Origin of the sequence: Brachybacterium avium (genome assembly GCF_002216795.1) — a bacterium.
GTDB classification, from domain to species: domain Bacteria; phylum Actinomycetota; class Actinomycetes; order Actinomycetales; family Dermabacteraceae; genus Brachybacterium; species Brachybacterium avium.
Genome location: NZ_CP022316.1, coordinates 49,477 through 63,235 on the forward strand (window position 1 = coordinate 49,477; position 13,759 = coordinate 63,235).

The window sequence follows — 13,759 nt, forward strand, 5'->3', positions numbered from 1 at the left end:
GGCGATGACTCGCGTCCATGAACTGGCAGAATTCGTCTACGAGAGCAGCTATGAGCAGCTCAGCGGGGCGGCGGCGGAGCAGCTGCGGATCCGGGTGCTGGATACGATCGGCGTCGCGATCGCCGCGCAGGCCGCCGCCCCGATGAGGGCGATCCGCTCCCTGCTGGCCGACCTCGGCGGGCGGGAGGATGCGACCTTCATCGGCGGCGGCCGCGGTCCGATCGACCGGGTGGCCTTCTACAACGGGGCCCTGAGCCGCTACCTCGACTTCATGGACTCCTATCTCGCGGCAGGGGAGACCAACCACCCCTCCGACAACCTGGGCGCTGTGCTGGCCGCCGCCGAGTCCGTCGATGCCTCCGGCGCGGACCTCCTCGCCGCTCTCGCGGTCTGCTACCAGGTCCAGACCAGGCTGTCCGACGTCGCCCCGGTGCGTGCTCGCGGCTTCGACCACACGGTGCAGGGAGCATATGCCGCGGCTGCGGGGGTCTCCCGCGCCCTCGGGCTCGACCTGGACCAGACGCAGCAGGCCATCTCGATCTCCGGCACCGCGAACAACGCCCTGCGGGTCACCCGGACGGGAGACCTCTCCCACTGGAAGGGCCTCGCGTACCCGAACATGGCCAAGGAGGCGACCTTCGCAGCGCTGCTGGCGCAGCGGGGCCTGACCGGTCCGGCAGAGGTGTTCGAGGGCAACAAGGGCCTGCAGGAGACCATCACCGGGCCCTTCGAGATCGACTGGTCGCGCGAGGATCTCGAGAAGGTGCGCGAGACGATCGTGAAGAAGCACAACTCCGAGATCCACTCCCAGACCGCCTTGGACGCCGCCCTCGAGGTGCGCCTCCAGGACGGATTCCTCGCCCGCGCCATCGACCGGGTGGAACTGAGGACCTTCGACGTGGCCCACTCCATCATCGGCGGCGGTGAGGAAGGGGACAAGCGCTCCATCCGCACCAAGGAGGAGGCCGACCACTCGCTGCCGTGGCTGCTCGCCGTGGCGCTGCTGGACGGCCAGGTCGAGCCGGAGCAGTATCACCACGAACGGATCATCGCCGACGACGTGCAGGACCTGATGCGCCGTGTCCACATCACCCCGGACGCCGGCTACTCCGCCCGCTTCCCGCGCGAGATGGTCGCCGATCTGACGGTGACCCTCGCCGACGGCACCGTGCTGACCGCTTTCGAGACCGCCTACGAGGGCTTCCACACCGATCCGCTGGACTGGGACGGGGCGCTGCGCAAGTACCGCCGCCTCGCCCTGCCGGTCGTAGGGCCCGAGGTGACCGAGGAGATCGCGGGCATCGTCCGCGAGCTCGAGCGCCACCCTGTACGGCGCCTGACCGACGCGCTCTCGCGCGCCGGGTCCACCCATGGAGAGGAATCATCATGACCACCCAGAGCACTTCTGCCCATGACGTCAGCTTCGACTTCGTGCCCCGCGCACATCGTCCGCTGAAGCCCCGCTCCCACGGGCTGACCGAGATCCGCGCCCCGTACTACTCCACCTTCGGCACCCGCCACCTGCAGGATGTCTTCGACGTCGCCGGGCAGTGGGTCGACGGCATCAAATGGGCGGGCGGCTCCTTCGCACTGGTCCCCAGGGAGCAGGTCCGGGCTTTCAGCGACATCGCCCACGAGCACGGCGCCTATGTCTCCTCCGGCGGATGGATCGAGACGGTGCTGCGCTACGGCGAGGACGCCGTGGACGCCTACCTGCGCGAGGCCAAGGAGGTCGGCTTCGACACCATCGAGATCTCTACCGGCTTCATCATGCTGCCCACCTCCGGGCTGCTGCGGCTGGTCGAGAGGGTGACGGCGGCCGGTCTGAAGGCCAAGCCCGAGCTCGGCATCCAGATCGGTTCCGGCGGGGACTCCGGTGAGGCCGAGCTGGCCGCCGAGGGTGCCAAGGACGTCGGTGACCTGATCGAGCGCGCGAACCGCACGCTCGAGGCGGGCGCCGACATCGTGATGATCGAGTCCGAGGGCATCACCGAGAACGTCACCGACTGGAACACCTCGGCGGTCGCGTCGATCATCAACGGCGTCGGTCTGGAGAACGTCATGTTCGAGGCGGCCGACGGTCCCGTCTTCGAGTGGTACATCAAGCACTACGGCAATGAGGTCAACCTCTTCGTCGACCACTCGCAGATCCTGCAGCTGGAGGGCCTGCGACAGAACATCTGGGGCAACAAGAGCACCTGGGGACGGGTGATCAACCCGATGTTCAGCTGATCGACGGTCGAGGACCAGGGCTCGCACCGCTCCGGGACCCGGGACGGCGCGGGCTCGCCCGTCAGTCCGTCGGCAGCTCCTCGGGGCTGGTCGACAGTTTCGCCACCGTGATCAGCAGCGCGGAATCCATGATCGCCACGAGCCGGTGACGCGCCTGGGGGAGGACCAGCAGGCTTCCCTGCCTCGCCTCCCAGCAGTCGTCTCCGACCCACAGCTGGACCCGACCCTCGAGCACGTAGATCGTCGCTTCGTCGAGGTTCTCCCGCTCGCCGATCTCCGCGTCCTTGAGCAGGCCCATCACGGTCTGGCGCAGCACCTTCTCGTGCCCGCCGAAGACGGTCTCGGCCGCCCGGCGCCCACCGGCGCGCTGCGCGGCCTTGATCTGCTGGCGGGCCAGGGCCTCGATCGAGATCTTCCTCTTCATGAAGCCATCGTCGCATGCTGAGCGTGATCTTGCTCTCGCAATGCGCACAGAGGGCACAGCAGCTCTAGGTTCCGTCCGCACGCTTGCTGAAACGCGAAAACCTTGTCAGAGTGATCTGTGACACAGTGTGAGCTGAGGGGGTGGCGCCGATGGTGGTCCGCGCACCGGCACGTCGCCGGACCTCGATACGCGGCAGCTCTGTGCTCCTGCACGCAGTCATGGCGGCGGCCGGGATCATCATGGTGCTGTTCCTGCTGGCGCATATGTACGGGAACCTCAAGGTCTTCTCCGGCGCGGAGGCCTTCGACAGCTATGCCGCCCACCTGCGCACGCTGGGTGAGCCGTTCCTGCCGCATGCCGGGGCGCTGTGGATCCTCCGGATCCTCCTCCTGCTCAGCGTGCTCGCCCATATCGGGGCGGCGTTCGTGCTCTGGCACCGCATGCGTGCCGCGACGGGCGGCCGCGGAAGCCGCCGCTACGCGACGAAGAAGTCCCCGCGCGGGGTCCAGCGGACGTACGCCTCGTTCACCATGCGCTGGGGCGGGATCGTGATCGGGCTCTTCGTGGTCTACCACCTCCTGCACCTGACGGTGAACGTGATCGCCCCCGGCGGCGCCTCCGACAGCCCGTACGAGCGCATGGTGGGTGGATTCTCGATCTGGTGGGTGACCCTGTCCTACCTGATCGCCCTGCTGGCGCTCGGCCTGCATCTGCGGCACGGGGTCTGGAGCGCCTTCGCCTCCCTGGGGGTCAATACCGGCGTGCGGCGGCGCCGGCACCTGAACCTGATGGCGTACCTGGTCACGGCGGTGGTCATCCTCGGGTTCCTGCTCCCGCCGCTGGCGATCCAGTTCGGGATGGTGACGTGATGAGTGCGCTGTTCTCGGTGGGCGATCCCGTGGTCGACACCAAGGCCCCGGACGGGCCGATCCAGGACCGCTGGGACGCGCGGCGGTTCGAGGCGAGCCTGATCAGCCCGGCGAACCGCCGCCGGCGCTCGGTGATCATGGTGGGCAGCGGCCTGGCCGGCGGCTCCGCCGCGGCGACCCTCGGGGAGGCCGGGTACCAGGTGTCGGTGTTCTGCTATCAGGACAGCCCGCGGCGGGCACACTCCATCGCCGCCCAGGGCGGGATCAACGCCGCGAAGGACTACCGCAACGACGGCGACAGCATCCGCCGCCTCTTCTACGACACCGTCAAGGGTGGGGACTACCGTTCCCGCGAGTCGAACGTCTACCGCCTGGCCCAGGTCAGCGAGGCGATCATCGACCAGGCCGTGGCACAGGGGGTGCCATTCGCCCGCGAATACGGAGGACTGCTGAGCACGCGCTCCTTCGGCGGCGTGCAGGTCTCCCGCACCTTCTATGCCCGTGGGCAGACGGGTCAGCAGCTCCTGCTCGGCGCCTACCAGGCGCTGGAGCGGCAGATCGATGCGGGCACCGTGCAGATGCACACCCGCCACGAGATGCTCGAGGTCATCGTCATCGAGGGCAGAGCCCGCGGCATCGTCGTGCGCGACATGGTCACCGGCGAAATCGAGACGCACCTGGCCGATGCGGTCGTGCTCGCCTCAGGAGGCTATGGCAACGTCTTCCACCTCTCGACCAATGCGATGGGCTGCAACGTCACCGCGACCTGGCGCGCACACCGCAAGGGCGCCTACTTCGCCAATCCCTGCTTCACCCAGATCCATCCCACCTGCATCCCGGTCAGCGGCGAGCACCAGTCGAAGCTGACCCTGATGAGCGAGTCCCTGCGCAATGACGGACGGATCTGGGTCCCGGTCCAGAAGGGGGATGCCCGGGACCCGCGCGAGATCCCCGAGTCGGAGCGCGATTACTACCTGGAGCGGCAGTATCCCGCCTTCGGGAACCTGGTGCCGCGCGATGTCGCCTCCCGCGCCGCGAAGAATCAGTGCGATGCGGGGCATGGGGTCGGGCCCGGCGGTCGCGGCGTCTACCTCGACTTCGCCGATGCGCTGGAACGGTTGGGCCGCGGCACCGTGGAGGACAGGTACGGGAACCTGTTCGACATGTACCAGAAGATCACCGGCGAGGATCCCTACCAGGTGCCGATGCGCATCTACCCGGCGATCCACTACACGATGGGCGGGCTGTGGGTCGACTACGACCTCCAGAGCTCGCTGCCGGGCCTCTTCGTCATCGGGGAGGCGAACTTCTCCGACCACGGCGCGAACCGCCTCGGCGCCAGCGCCCTCATGCAGGGGCTGGCCGACGGCTACTTCGTGCTGCCCAACACCCTCACCGACTATCTCGCCTCTCACCCGCTGCCCGCCGAGATCGACTCCACGCATCCGGAGGCGCAGCGGACCGTGGAGGACGTGCACACTCGTATCGACGCGCTGCTCGCTGTCCAGGGCAGCCGCTCGGTGGACTCCTTCCACCGTGAGCTCGGCGCGATCCTGTGGGAGCACTGCGGCATGGAGCGCAGCGCGGAGGGCCTGCAGCGGGCGATCACCCAGATCCGTGCGTTGCGCGAGGCGTACTGGAGCGATGTGCGGGTCACCGGCAGGGGAGAGGAGCTGAACCAGACGCTCGAGCGGGCCGGGCGGGTCGCGGACTTCTTCGAGCTCGCCGAGCTCATGTGCATCGACGCACTGCACCGCGAGGAGTCCTGCGGTGCCCATTTCCGCACGGAGAGTCAGACCGAGGGCGGTGAGGCCCAGCGCATCGACGAGGACTTCACCTATGTGGCCGCCTGGGAGTTCACCGGGGACGGCTCGCCGCCGCAGCTGCACCGGGAGCATCTCGAGTTCGAGCATGTCGAGCTGACGCAGAGGAGCTACACATGAGACTCACGCTGAACATCTGGCGCCAGGCGCACAGCGAGGCGACGGGCAGGATGGTGCCCTACCGGGTCGGGGACATCTCCCCGGAGATGTCCTTCCTCGAGGTGCTCGACGTGCTCAACGAAGAGCTCACCGCACAGGGGGAGGACCCCGTCGCCTTCGACCATGACTGCCGGGAGGGCATCTGCGGGATGTGCGGGGTCGTGATCGACGGGATAGCCCATGGTCCCGAGGCGCTGACCACCACCTGCCAGCTGCATATGCGCCACTTCGAGGACGGGCAGGAGATCGACATCGAACCGTGGCGCGCCGGTGCCTTCCCGGTGCTCAAGGACCTCGTGGTCGACCGCAGTGCGCTGGACCGGATCGTCGCCTCCGGCGGCTTCATCACGGCGCCGACGGGATCCGCCCCCGAGGCCAACTCCACTCCCGTGGCGCGTGAGGATGCCGACCGCGCCTTCGATGCCGCGGCCTGCATCAGCTGCGGCGCCTGCGTGGCCGCCTGCCCCAACGGCTCGGCGTCGCTGTTCCTGGGGGCGAAGATCACGCACCTCGGCTCCCTGCCGCAGGGCCAGCCCGAACGGGACTCCCGCGCCGTGGCGATGAGCGAGCAGCATGATGCCGAGGGCTTCGGCGGCTGCACCCAGATCGGGGAGTGCACGGCGGTGTGCCCCGCGGGCATCCCGCTGGACATGATCTCGCAGACCAGCTCCGATGTGCTCGGTGCGCTCTCCCGCGGCCACTACTCCTGACCGGTGCCGGGGCCTGCGAACCCGTTATGGATCCACCGCGTTCTCAGCAGCGGCTCCGACACGACGTCTGTGAACCACCCCATCCGAGCGTTTCCCGCTGTAACCTCGAAGCAGTGATGAATCTAACGTAGTCTCCCGAGTGTCGGGCTTGCATCAGGTCATCGTGCAGTGCTCGGCGCGGATGCGCAGCGCAGCGTGGGGACGGTGCCGCCGGTCCAGGGCACTGCTCCCGTCGTCTCGGGATTCGCGACGAAGGGAGCCGTATGAATGCCCAGGACGCATCTCGAGATCGACCGCGAGGCGGGAAGATCGACGACTCCCTGATCGACGCCCTGATCGGGAGCCGCAGGCTCGTCACCCCCAGTGGGAGGATGACCGAGGACAACCGCGAGCTCCACAAGCAGGGGGGACGCACCGCCGATTCGTTCTATCGGGAGCGCTGGTCCCACGACAAGGTGGTGCGGTCGACTCATGGCGTGAACTGCACCGGGTCCTGTTCCTGGCGGGTGTTCGTCAAGGACGGTGTGATCACCTGGGAGGCTCAGGCGACGGACTACCCCTCGGTGGGCACCGACATGCCGGAGTACGAGCCGCGCGGCTGCCCGAGAGGCGCCTCGTTCAGCTGGTACACGTACTCACCGACCCGTGTGCGCTATCCGTATGTGCGCGCCGAGCTGATGCAGCTGTTCCGCGAGGCCAAGGACACGGTCCCGGGCCGTGACCCGGTGCTGGCCTGGCAGTCGATCGTGGACGACCCGGAGAAGGCACTCCGCTTTAAGTCACAGCGGGGCAAGGGCGGTCTGGTGCGGGCCTCGTGGGACGAGGCCGTCGAGCTGATCGCTGCAGCCCACGTCCACACCATCAAGGAGTACGGGCCGGACCGGATCGCCGGGTTCTCCCCGATCCCGGCGATGAGCCAGGGGTCCTTCGCCTCCGGTTCCCGGTTCCATCAGCTCATCGGCGCCCCGATGCTGAGCTTCTACGACTGGTACGCCGATATGCCCCTGGCCTCGCCGCAGGTGATGGGAGACCAGACCGATGTGCCGGAGTCGGGGGACTGGTGGAACTCCTCCTACCTGATCATGTGGGGCTCCAACGTCCCGCAGACCCGCACCCCGGACGCGCACTACATGATCGAGGCCCGGTATCACGGCCAGAAGGTCATCTCGGTCGCACCGGACTACGCCGAGTCGGTCAAGTTCGCCGACCAGTGGCTGGCTCCGCACCCGGGCACCGATGCCGCACTCGCGATCGGGATGGGCCACACGATCCTGCGCGAATTCTTCGTGGAGCGGACCACGCCGTACTTCGACAACTATGTCAAGCACTACACGGACCTTCCGTTCCTGGTGGCGCTGGATCGCCGCGAGGACGGTTCACTGGTGCCCGGCAAGTTCGTCGTCGCCGCGGATGACGACATCGACGCGGGCTCCGTGCGCAACAGCGCGGATGCCGATTTCAAACCGATGATGTTCGACACCGTCACCGAGGTGCCGGTGGTCCCCAACGGCACCGTCGGCCATCGCTACAACGACGAGGGACTCGGAGCGTGGAACCTCGAGCTCGGCGACATCGAGCCGGCGCTGACGATGCTGGGACGGCATGAGGACGTGGTCGAGATCCTCGTGCCGCGCTTCGACACCACGGGCGTCGAGGGCCGCGGCGACGCGGTGCGCGGTGTCCCGGTGCGCCGCTACGGGGACCGTCTGATCACCACCGTCTACGACCTGATGCTGGCGCAGTACAACGTCGGCCGCGACGGCCTGCCGGGCCAGTGGGCGTCGGGCTACGACGATGCCGAGGCCCTGTGCACCCCCGCCTGGCAGGAGACCGTCACCGGTGTCCCCGCCGGGACGGCGGCGAAGATCGGGCGCGAGTTCGCCCAGAACGCGCTCGACTCCGGCGGCCGCTCCATGATCATCATGGGCTCGGGCACCAATCATTGGTTCCACTCCGACACCATCTACCGCACCTTCCTGACGCTGACGATGCTGTGCGGCACCCAGGGCGTCAACGGCGGCGGCTGGGCCCATTACGTCGGTCAGGAGAAGGTGCGCCCGCTCACCGGATTCACGCATCTGGCGATGGCCCTGGACTGGTCGCGCCCGCCGCGTCAGGCGACGCAGACCCCCTACTGGTACATCCACTCCGGCCAGTGGCGCTACGACCAGTTCGGGACCGACACCTTTGCCGCGACGACGGGCACCGGACGCTTCGCGGGCACCTCGATCGCCGACACGATCGCGCTCAGCCAGCGGCTCGGCTGGCAGCCGTTCTATCCCCAGTTCGACATCAACTCCCTCGATGTCGCCGGCCGTGCCGCCGCAGCGGGTCAGGAGACCGTCCCGTACCTGGTGGACGCGCTCAAACAGGGAGAGATCAACTTCGCGGCCGAGGATCCGGATGCGCCGAACAACTATCCGCGCATCTGGTCGGTCTGGCGCGCGAACACCCTCGGCTCCTCGGCGAAGGGGGAGCAGTACTTCTTCCGGCACGTGATCGGCACGGAGGACGCCCTCGACGTCGAGGAGACCCCGGAGGAGTTCCGGCCCCGGGACGTGCGATGGCGGGAGGAGTCGCCCACCGGCAAGATCGATCTGATGCTGACCCTGGATTTCCGGATGACCACGCACACCCTGCACTCCGACGTGATCCTGCCGGCATCGACCTGGTACGAGAAGCATGACCTGTCCACCACGGACATGCACCCCTACGTGAACTCCTTCAGCCCGGCGATCGAGAACCCCTGGGAGGCGCGCACCGACTGGCAGGCCTGGGAGACGATCGCGAAGAAGTTCAGCGAACTCGCGGTGGAGCACCTGGGGACCCGGACCGACGTGGTCGCCCACCCGATGCAGCACGATTCGCGCGGCGAGCTCGCGAACCCTCACGGTCGCGTACGGGACTGGAAGGCGGGCGAGTGCGAAGCCGTGCCGGGCAGGACCATGCCGAACTTCATGGAGGTGGAGCGCGACTATACGGCGATCCACGAGAAGTTCACCTCCGCCGGCCCGCTGCTGGAGACCCTGGGGATGACCACCAAGGGACTGACCTTCGACGTCACCGAGCATGTCGAGCGCCTGCGCGGGCTCAACGGGACGGCACGCTCCGGCGTCGGGGCAGGGCAGCCGCTGCTGCGCACCGACCGGCAGGCCGCAGAGTTCATCCTCGCGCTGTCCGGCACCACGAACGGGAAGATGGCGACCGAGGGGTTCAAGACCCTGGAGGAGCGCACCGGGACCCAGCTGCACGACCTCTCGGCCGAGGCCGAGGGCAGGACCATCGAGTTCTCGGACACCCAGGCCTCTCCGCAACCGGTGATCACCAGCCCGGAGTGGTCCGGCTCGGAATCGGGAGGGCGCCGCTACAGCCCGTTCACCATCAACGTCGAGCGGATGAAGCCCTGGCACACCCTGACCGGGCGGCAGCACTTCTACCTCGATCACGACTGGATGCTGGAGACCGGGGAGGCGATGCCCGTGTTCCGCCCGCCGCTGAGCATGACGGCCCTGTTCGGGGAGGTGGGCATCGGGGAGACCACGCACGACGGCGCCTCGCCCGGGATCAGCGTGCGGTTCCTGACCCCGCACAGCAAGTGGTCGATCCACACGACCTATGTCGAGACCTCGCCGATGACGAACCTGTCCCGCGGCGGGCAAACCATCTGGATGAGCGTCGAGGACGCCGAGGCCGTGGGCATCGCCGACAACGACTGGATCGAAGCGGTCAACCGCAACGGCGTCGTCGCGGCCCGTGCGATCGTCAGCCATCGGATGCCGCAGGGCACCGCATTCATGTACCACGCCCCGGAGCGGATCATCGGCGTGCCGCTGACCGAGCGGGACGGGAAGCGCGGCGGCATCCACAACTCGCTGACCCGGCTCATGCTGAAGCCGTCGCACCTGATCGGTGGGTACGCCCAGCTCTCCTACGGCTTCAACTACATCGGACCGTCCGGGACGCAGCGTGACGAGGTCACCGTGATCCGCAGACGCACCGTCCCCGTCGAGTACTGAGCACCGGAGAACAGGAGGAGGAGCGGCATGCGCGTCATGGCCCAGATGTCCATGGTGATGAACCTGGACAAGTGCATCGGCTGCCACACCTGTTCCGTGACCTGCAAGCAGGCATGGACCAACCGTGATGGCACCGAGTACATGTGGTTCAACAACGTCGAGACGCGGCCCGGGCAGGGATATCCCCGTGGCTACGAGGACCAGGAGAAATGGAAGGGCGGCTGGGAGCTGGACAAGCGCGGCAAGCTGCGCCAGAAGGGCGGCGGCCGGCTGAAGAAGCTGCTGACCCTGTTCGCGAACCCGCTGCTGCCCGGCATCGACGACTACTACGAGCCCTGGACCTACGAGTACGACAACCTGCTGAACGCCCCGGCGCAGCAGAACATCCCCACGGCACCGCCGAAATCCCAGATCAGCGGCAAGCCGATCGATATCCAGTGGTCGGGCAATTGGGACGACGACCTCGGCGGGACCTACGCCAACAAGGACAAGGACCCGATGATCCGGGGGATCGAGGAGAAGGTCCAGCTCGAGTTCGACCAGACCTTCATGTTCTATCTGCCGCGGATCTGCGAGCACTGCATGAACCCCACCTGTGTGGCCGCCTGCCCGTCGGGCGCCATCTACAAGCGCAGCGAGGACGGCGTCGTGCTGGTCGATCAGGACGACTGCCGTGGATGGCGCATGTGCGTCTCCGGCTGCCCGTACAAGAAGGTCTACTTCAACCACAAGACCGGCAAGGCCGAGAAGTGCACCTTCTGCTATCCCCGGCTCGAGCTCGGGGAGCCGACCATCTGCGCCGAGACCTGCGTCGGGCGCCTGCGCTACATCGGCCTCGTCCTGTACGACGCCGATCGCGTCACCGACGCGGCCTCGACGCCCGACGAGAAGGACCTCTACGAAGCGCAGAAGGACCTGATCCTGGACCCGTACGACCCGGAGGTGATGGCGGCGGCCGAGAAGGGCGGCATCTCCTACGACTGGATCCTGGCTGCGCAGAACTCGCCGATCTATAAGCTGATCAAGGAGTACGAGGTCGCACTGCCCCTGCACCCGGAATACCGCACCCTGCCGATGGTCTGGTACATCCCGCCGCTGTCGCCGGTGGTGGACTCCGTGGCCGACAGCGGCTTCGATGCCGAGGACGCCGACAACCTGTTCGCAGCGATCGACACCCTGCGGATCCCGGTCGAATATCTGGCGAACCTGTTCACCGCCGGCGATGTCCCGACCGTGGAGCGCGTGCTGTACCGCATGGCCGCGATGCGCTCCTACATGCGCGATGTGGACCTGGGCCGGGAACCCAAGGAGGGCATCGCCAATGCGGTCGCCATGACGGGCCAGACGATGCGGGACATGTATCGGCTGCTCGCGATCGCCAAGTACGACGAGCGCTACGTCATCCCGCGAGGCCACGGCGAGTCCGCCCACAACCTGGAGGGCATCGGCACCGACTGCCCGCTGAACAGTGAGGGAGGGCCCGGGATGGCGGCGGAGGCCGAGGGCGCGGGCATGGCGGGTCCCGGATATGCGAGCAAGCGCGAGGAGGGCAACGTGCCGAGCCCGGGCGAGGGCCGGGTCAACCTGCTGAACTGGGACGGCAAGGGACTTCCACAGGGGCTGTTCCCCGAACCGACCGCCGGGGGTGCCTGATGGGACTGCTCTCCCGTGTGCTCGAGCGCCGCGGGGCCGAGGTGCCCCTGGCGCAGAAGCGAGATCCCCTGCACGCCTCCGGTCTGTCCGACGCCGAGCTGCGGGCCACCTGGATCTGCGCCTCCTGGCTGCTCGGGTACCCCGATGCCGCCCTGCTCGGACAGGCCGACGTGATCCGCCGGCTCGCCGAGGATCTGCCCGAGCAGACGGGATCCGGCCTGCTCGCCGGTCTCGAGGCGATCGGAGCACTCCCGCTGACCGAGCTGCAGTCCCGCTATGTCGACACCTTCGACACCCGCCGCCGCGGATGCCTGTACCTGACCTACTTCAGCCAGGGGGATACCCGCCGCCGCGGCATGGCCCTGGTCCGGATCAAGCAGGACTTCCGCGCCGCGGGGGCCGAGGTCGGCAACAACGAGCTGCCCGACCACCTGCCCACCGTGCTCGAGTTCGCCGCCGCGTACGACGCGGAGCGGGGCGCGAAGATCCTGCGCACCAACCGTCCCGGCCTGGAGCTGCTGCGGATCCACCTGCAGGAGATCGACTCACCGTGGCACGGCGTCCTCGAGGCGATCTCGGAGACGCTGCCACCGCTGGATATGGAGGACCGCGAGGCCGTGATGCGTCTGGCGGCCGAGGGCCCCGACGACGAGACCGTGGGGCTGGACGGCTACGGGCAGGAAGAGGACGCCGCAGCGGTCGCCGCCCACACCATGGCCGCCCCGTCCTCCTGCGATCACGACGCCACCGCGGGTGCCGTCCCGATCGAACTGACGAAAGGCCCCCGACGATGAGTGATGACACGACGCTGGACATCCTGCTCTGGACGGTTCTGCCCTATTTTGTGCTGGCGATCTTCATCCTCGGCCACGTGTGGCGCTTCCGAACGGACCAGTACACGGTCACCAGCCGGTCCAGCCAGCTCTACGAATCCAAGCTGCTCCGGTTCGGCTCGCCCCTGTTCCACTACGGCATCATCGCCGTCTTCTTCGGCCATCTGATGGGACTGCTGATCCCGCAGCGATGGACCGACGCGGTCGGCATCACCGAGTCGATGTACCACTGGGGGCCTTCGGGATGGGGATCGTCGCCTCGGCGGTCACCGCCGGCGGCATCATGATCCTCGCCTGGCGACGCACCACCAACGACCGCGTCAAGACCGTGACCCCGGTCGGCGACAAGATCATGTTCGGCCTGCTGGGGCTCTCCATCCTGCTGGGGATCACAGCGACCCTGTTCAACCTCGAGAATTCGTACAACTATCGGGAGGGACTGTCGATCTGGTTCCGGAACTTCTGGACCCTGAACCCGGATCCGTCCCTGATGGCGGCGGCGCCGCTGTTCTTCCAGCTGCACGTGCTGATGGCGCTGGTGCTGTTCGCGATCTGGCCGTTCTCCCGCCTGGTCCACGCATTCACCATCCCGTTCGGCTACCTGAACCGCCCGTACATCCTGTACCGGTCCCGGGACGACTCCGAGCGGAAGCCGCGCCCGGGCTGGGAGAAGAGCGACATCCCCGCGGTGCCGGGGCCCGCGACCGCACGGCGACGAAAAAAGACCTGAGCCGCGCCATCGTCCGGAAACGATGACACGGCCCAGGCCGATGGTCGGGCTGACAGGATTTGAACCTGCGACCCCCTGACCCCCAGTCAGGTGCGCTACCAAGCTGCGCCACAGCCCGCAATAATGCGGAGCCCTCCGTGACCGGAGGACCGAGGAATACAGTACCCCGACTTCGGCCCGAAGGGCGAATCGACAGGTGCGTGACCTGCGGCACCTATGACGGGGCCACCGAACTCCGGCCCGCCCGGCAGGGGCGCGGCAGACCCACGGGGCCTGGGCCCTGCGGGTCTGCCGGATCTGTGCAGGCCCC

Annotated in this window: 9 protein-coding genes, 1 tRNA gene and 1 pseudogene; 9 read left to right on the forward strand and 2 right to left on the reverse strand. The window is 67.8% G+C overall.

Annotated features, from left to right (window positions below):
* Positions 1 to 4: 4 nt before the first annotated feature.
* Positions 5 to 1,390: an MmgE/PrpD family protein gene (locus CFK39_RS00220; protein WP_089063776.1), complete on the forward strand. Its 1,386-nt coding sequence runs from the start codon at positions 5 to 7 to the stop codon at positions 1,388 to 1,390.
* On the forward strand, positions 1,387 to 2,232 hold the full coding sequence (locus CFK39_RS00225; RefSeq protein ID WP_089063777.1) for a phosphosulfolactate synthase: 846 nt from the start codon (positions 1,387 to 1,389) through the stop codon (positions 2,230 to 2,232). The genes CFK39_RS00220 and CFK39_RS00225 overlap by 4 nt, the downstream gene beginning before the upstream one ends.
* Before the next feature lie 61 nt (positions 2,233 to 2,293).
* On the opposite strand, the gene CFK39_RS00230 is transcribed toward CFK39_RS00225, so the two are convergent.
* Positions 2,294 to 2,656, reverse strand: a complete 363-nt coding sequence (locus CFK39_RS00230) for a cupin domain-containing protein (RefSeq protein ID WP_089063778.1) — start codon at positions 2,654 to 2,656, stop codon at positions 2,294 to 2,296.
* Positions 2,657 to 2,856: 200 nt separating this feature from the next.
* On the opposite strand from CFK39_RS00230, the gene CFK39_RS00235 reads away from it, so the two are divergent.
* The 7 genes and pseudogenes from CFK39_RS00235 to narI all read left to right on the forward strand — a co-directional run bounded on the left by CFK39_RS00235 (position 2,857) and on the right by narI (position 13,449).
* The gene (locus CFK39_RS00235; protein ID WP_218192261.1) at positions 2,857 to 3,525 is read left to right on the forward strand and encodes a succinate dehydrogenase cytochrome b subunit; all 669 of its coding nucleotides are present in this window, start codon (positions 2,857 to 2,859) and stop codon (positions 3,523 to 3,525) included.
* Positions 3,525 to 5,468 (forward strand): fumarate reductase/succinate dehydrogenase flavoprotein subunit, encoded by a 1,944-nt coding sequence (locus CFK39_RS00240; RefSeq protein WP_089063780.1) that lies wholly within the window; start codon positions 3,525 to 3,527, stop codon positions 5,466 to 5,468. Before CFK39_RS00235 ends, CFK39_RS00240 begins: the two co-directional genes overlap by 1 nt.
* A complete protein-coding gene (locus CFK39_RS00245; RefSeq protein WP_089063781.1) occupies positions 5,465 to 6,217 on the forward strand; it encodes a succinate dehydrogenase/fumarate reductase iron-sulfur subunit in 753 nt (250 codons plus the stop codon). Before CFK39_RS00240 ends, CFK39_RS00245 begins: the two co-directional genes overlap by 4 nt.
* 263 nt (positions 6,218 to 6,480) lie before the next feature.
* Positions 6,481 to 10,233, forward strand: a complete 3,753-nt coding sequence (locus CFK39_RS00250; RefSeq protein ID WP_089063782.1) for a nitrate reductase subunit alpha — start codon at positions 6,481 to 6,483, stop codon at positions 10,231 to 10,233.
* A gap of 27 nt (positions 10,234 to 10,260) precedes the next feature.
* Positions 10,261 to 11,886 carry a nitrate reductase subunit beta gene (gene narH / locus CFK39_RS00255; RefSeq protein ID WP_089063783.1) on the forward strand — a complete coding sequence of 542 codons (1,626 nt, stop codon included), beginning with the start codon at positions 10,261 to 10,263 and terminating at the stop codon, positions 11,884 to 11,886.
* Positions 11,886 to 12,680, forward strand: coding sequence for a nitrate reductase molybdenum cofactor assembly chaperone (gene narJ / locus CFK39_RS00260; RefSeq protein WP_089063784.1), 795 nt, complete (start codon positions 11,886 to 11,888; stop codon positions 12,678 to 12,680). The genes narH and narJ overlap by 1 nt, the downstream gene beginning before the upstream one ends.
* Positions 12,677 to 13,449 (forward strand): annotated as a pseudogene (narI, locus tag CFK39_RS00265) (respiratory nitrate reductase subunit gamma). Before narJ ends, narI begins: the two are co-directional and overlap by 4 nt.
* Positions 13,450 to 13,490: 41 nt before the next feature.
* Here the strand turns inward: narI and CFK39_RS00270 are convergent.
* Positions 13,491 to 13,567, reverse strand: a tRNA-Pro gene (locus CFK39_RS00270).
* Between the last annotated feature and the right edge of the window lie 192 nt (positions 13,568 to 13,759).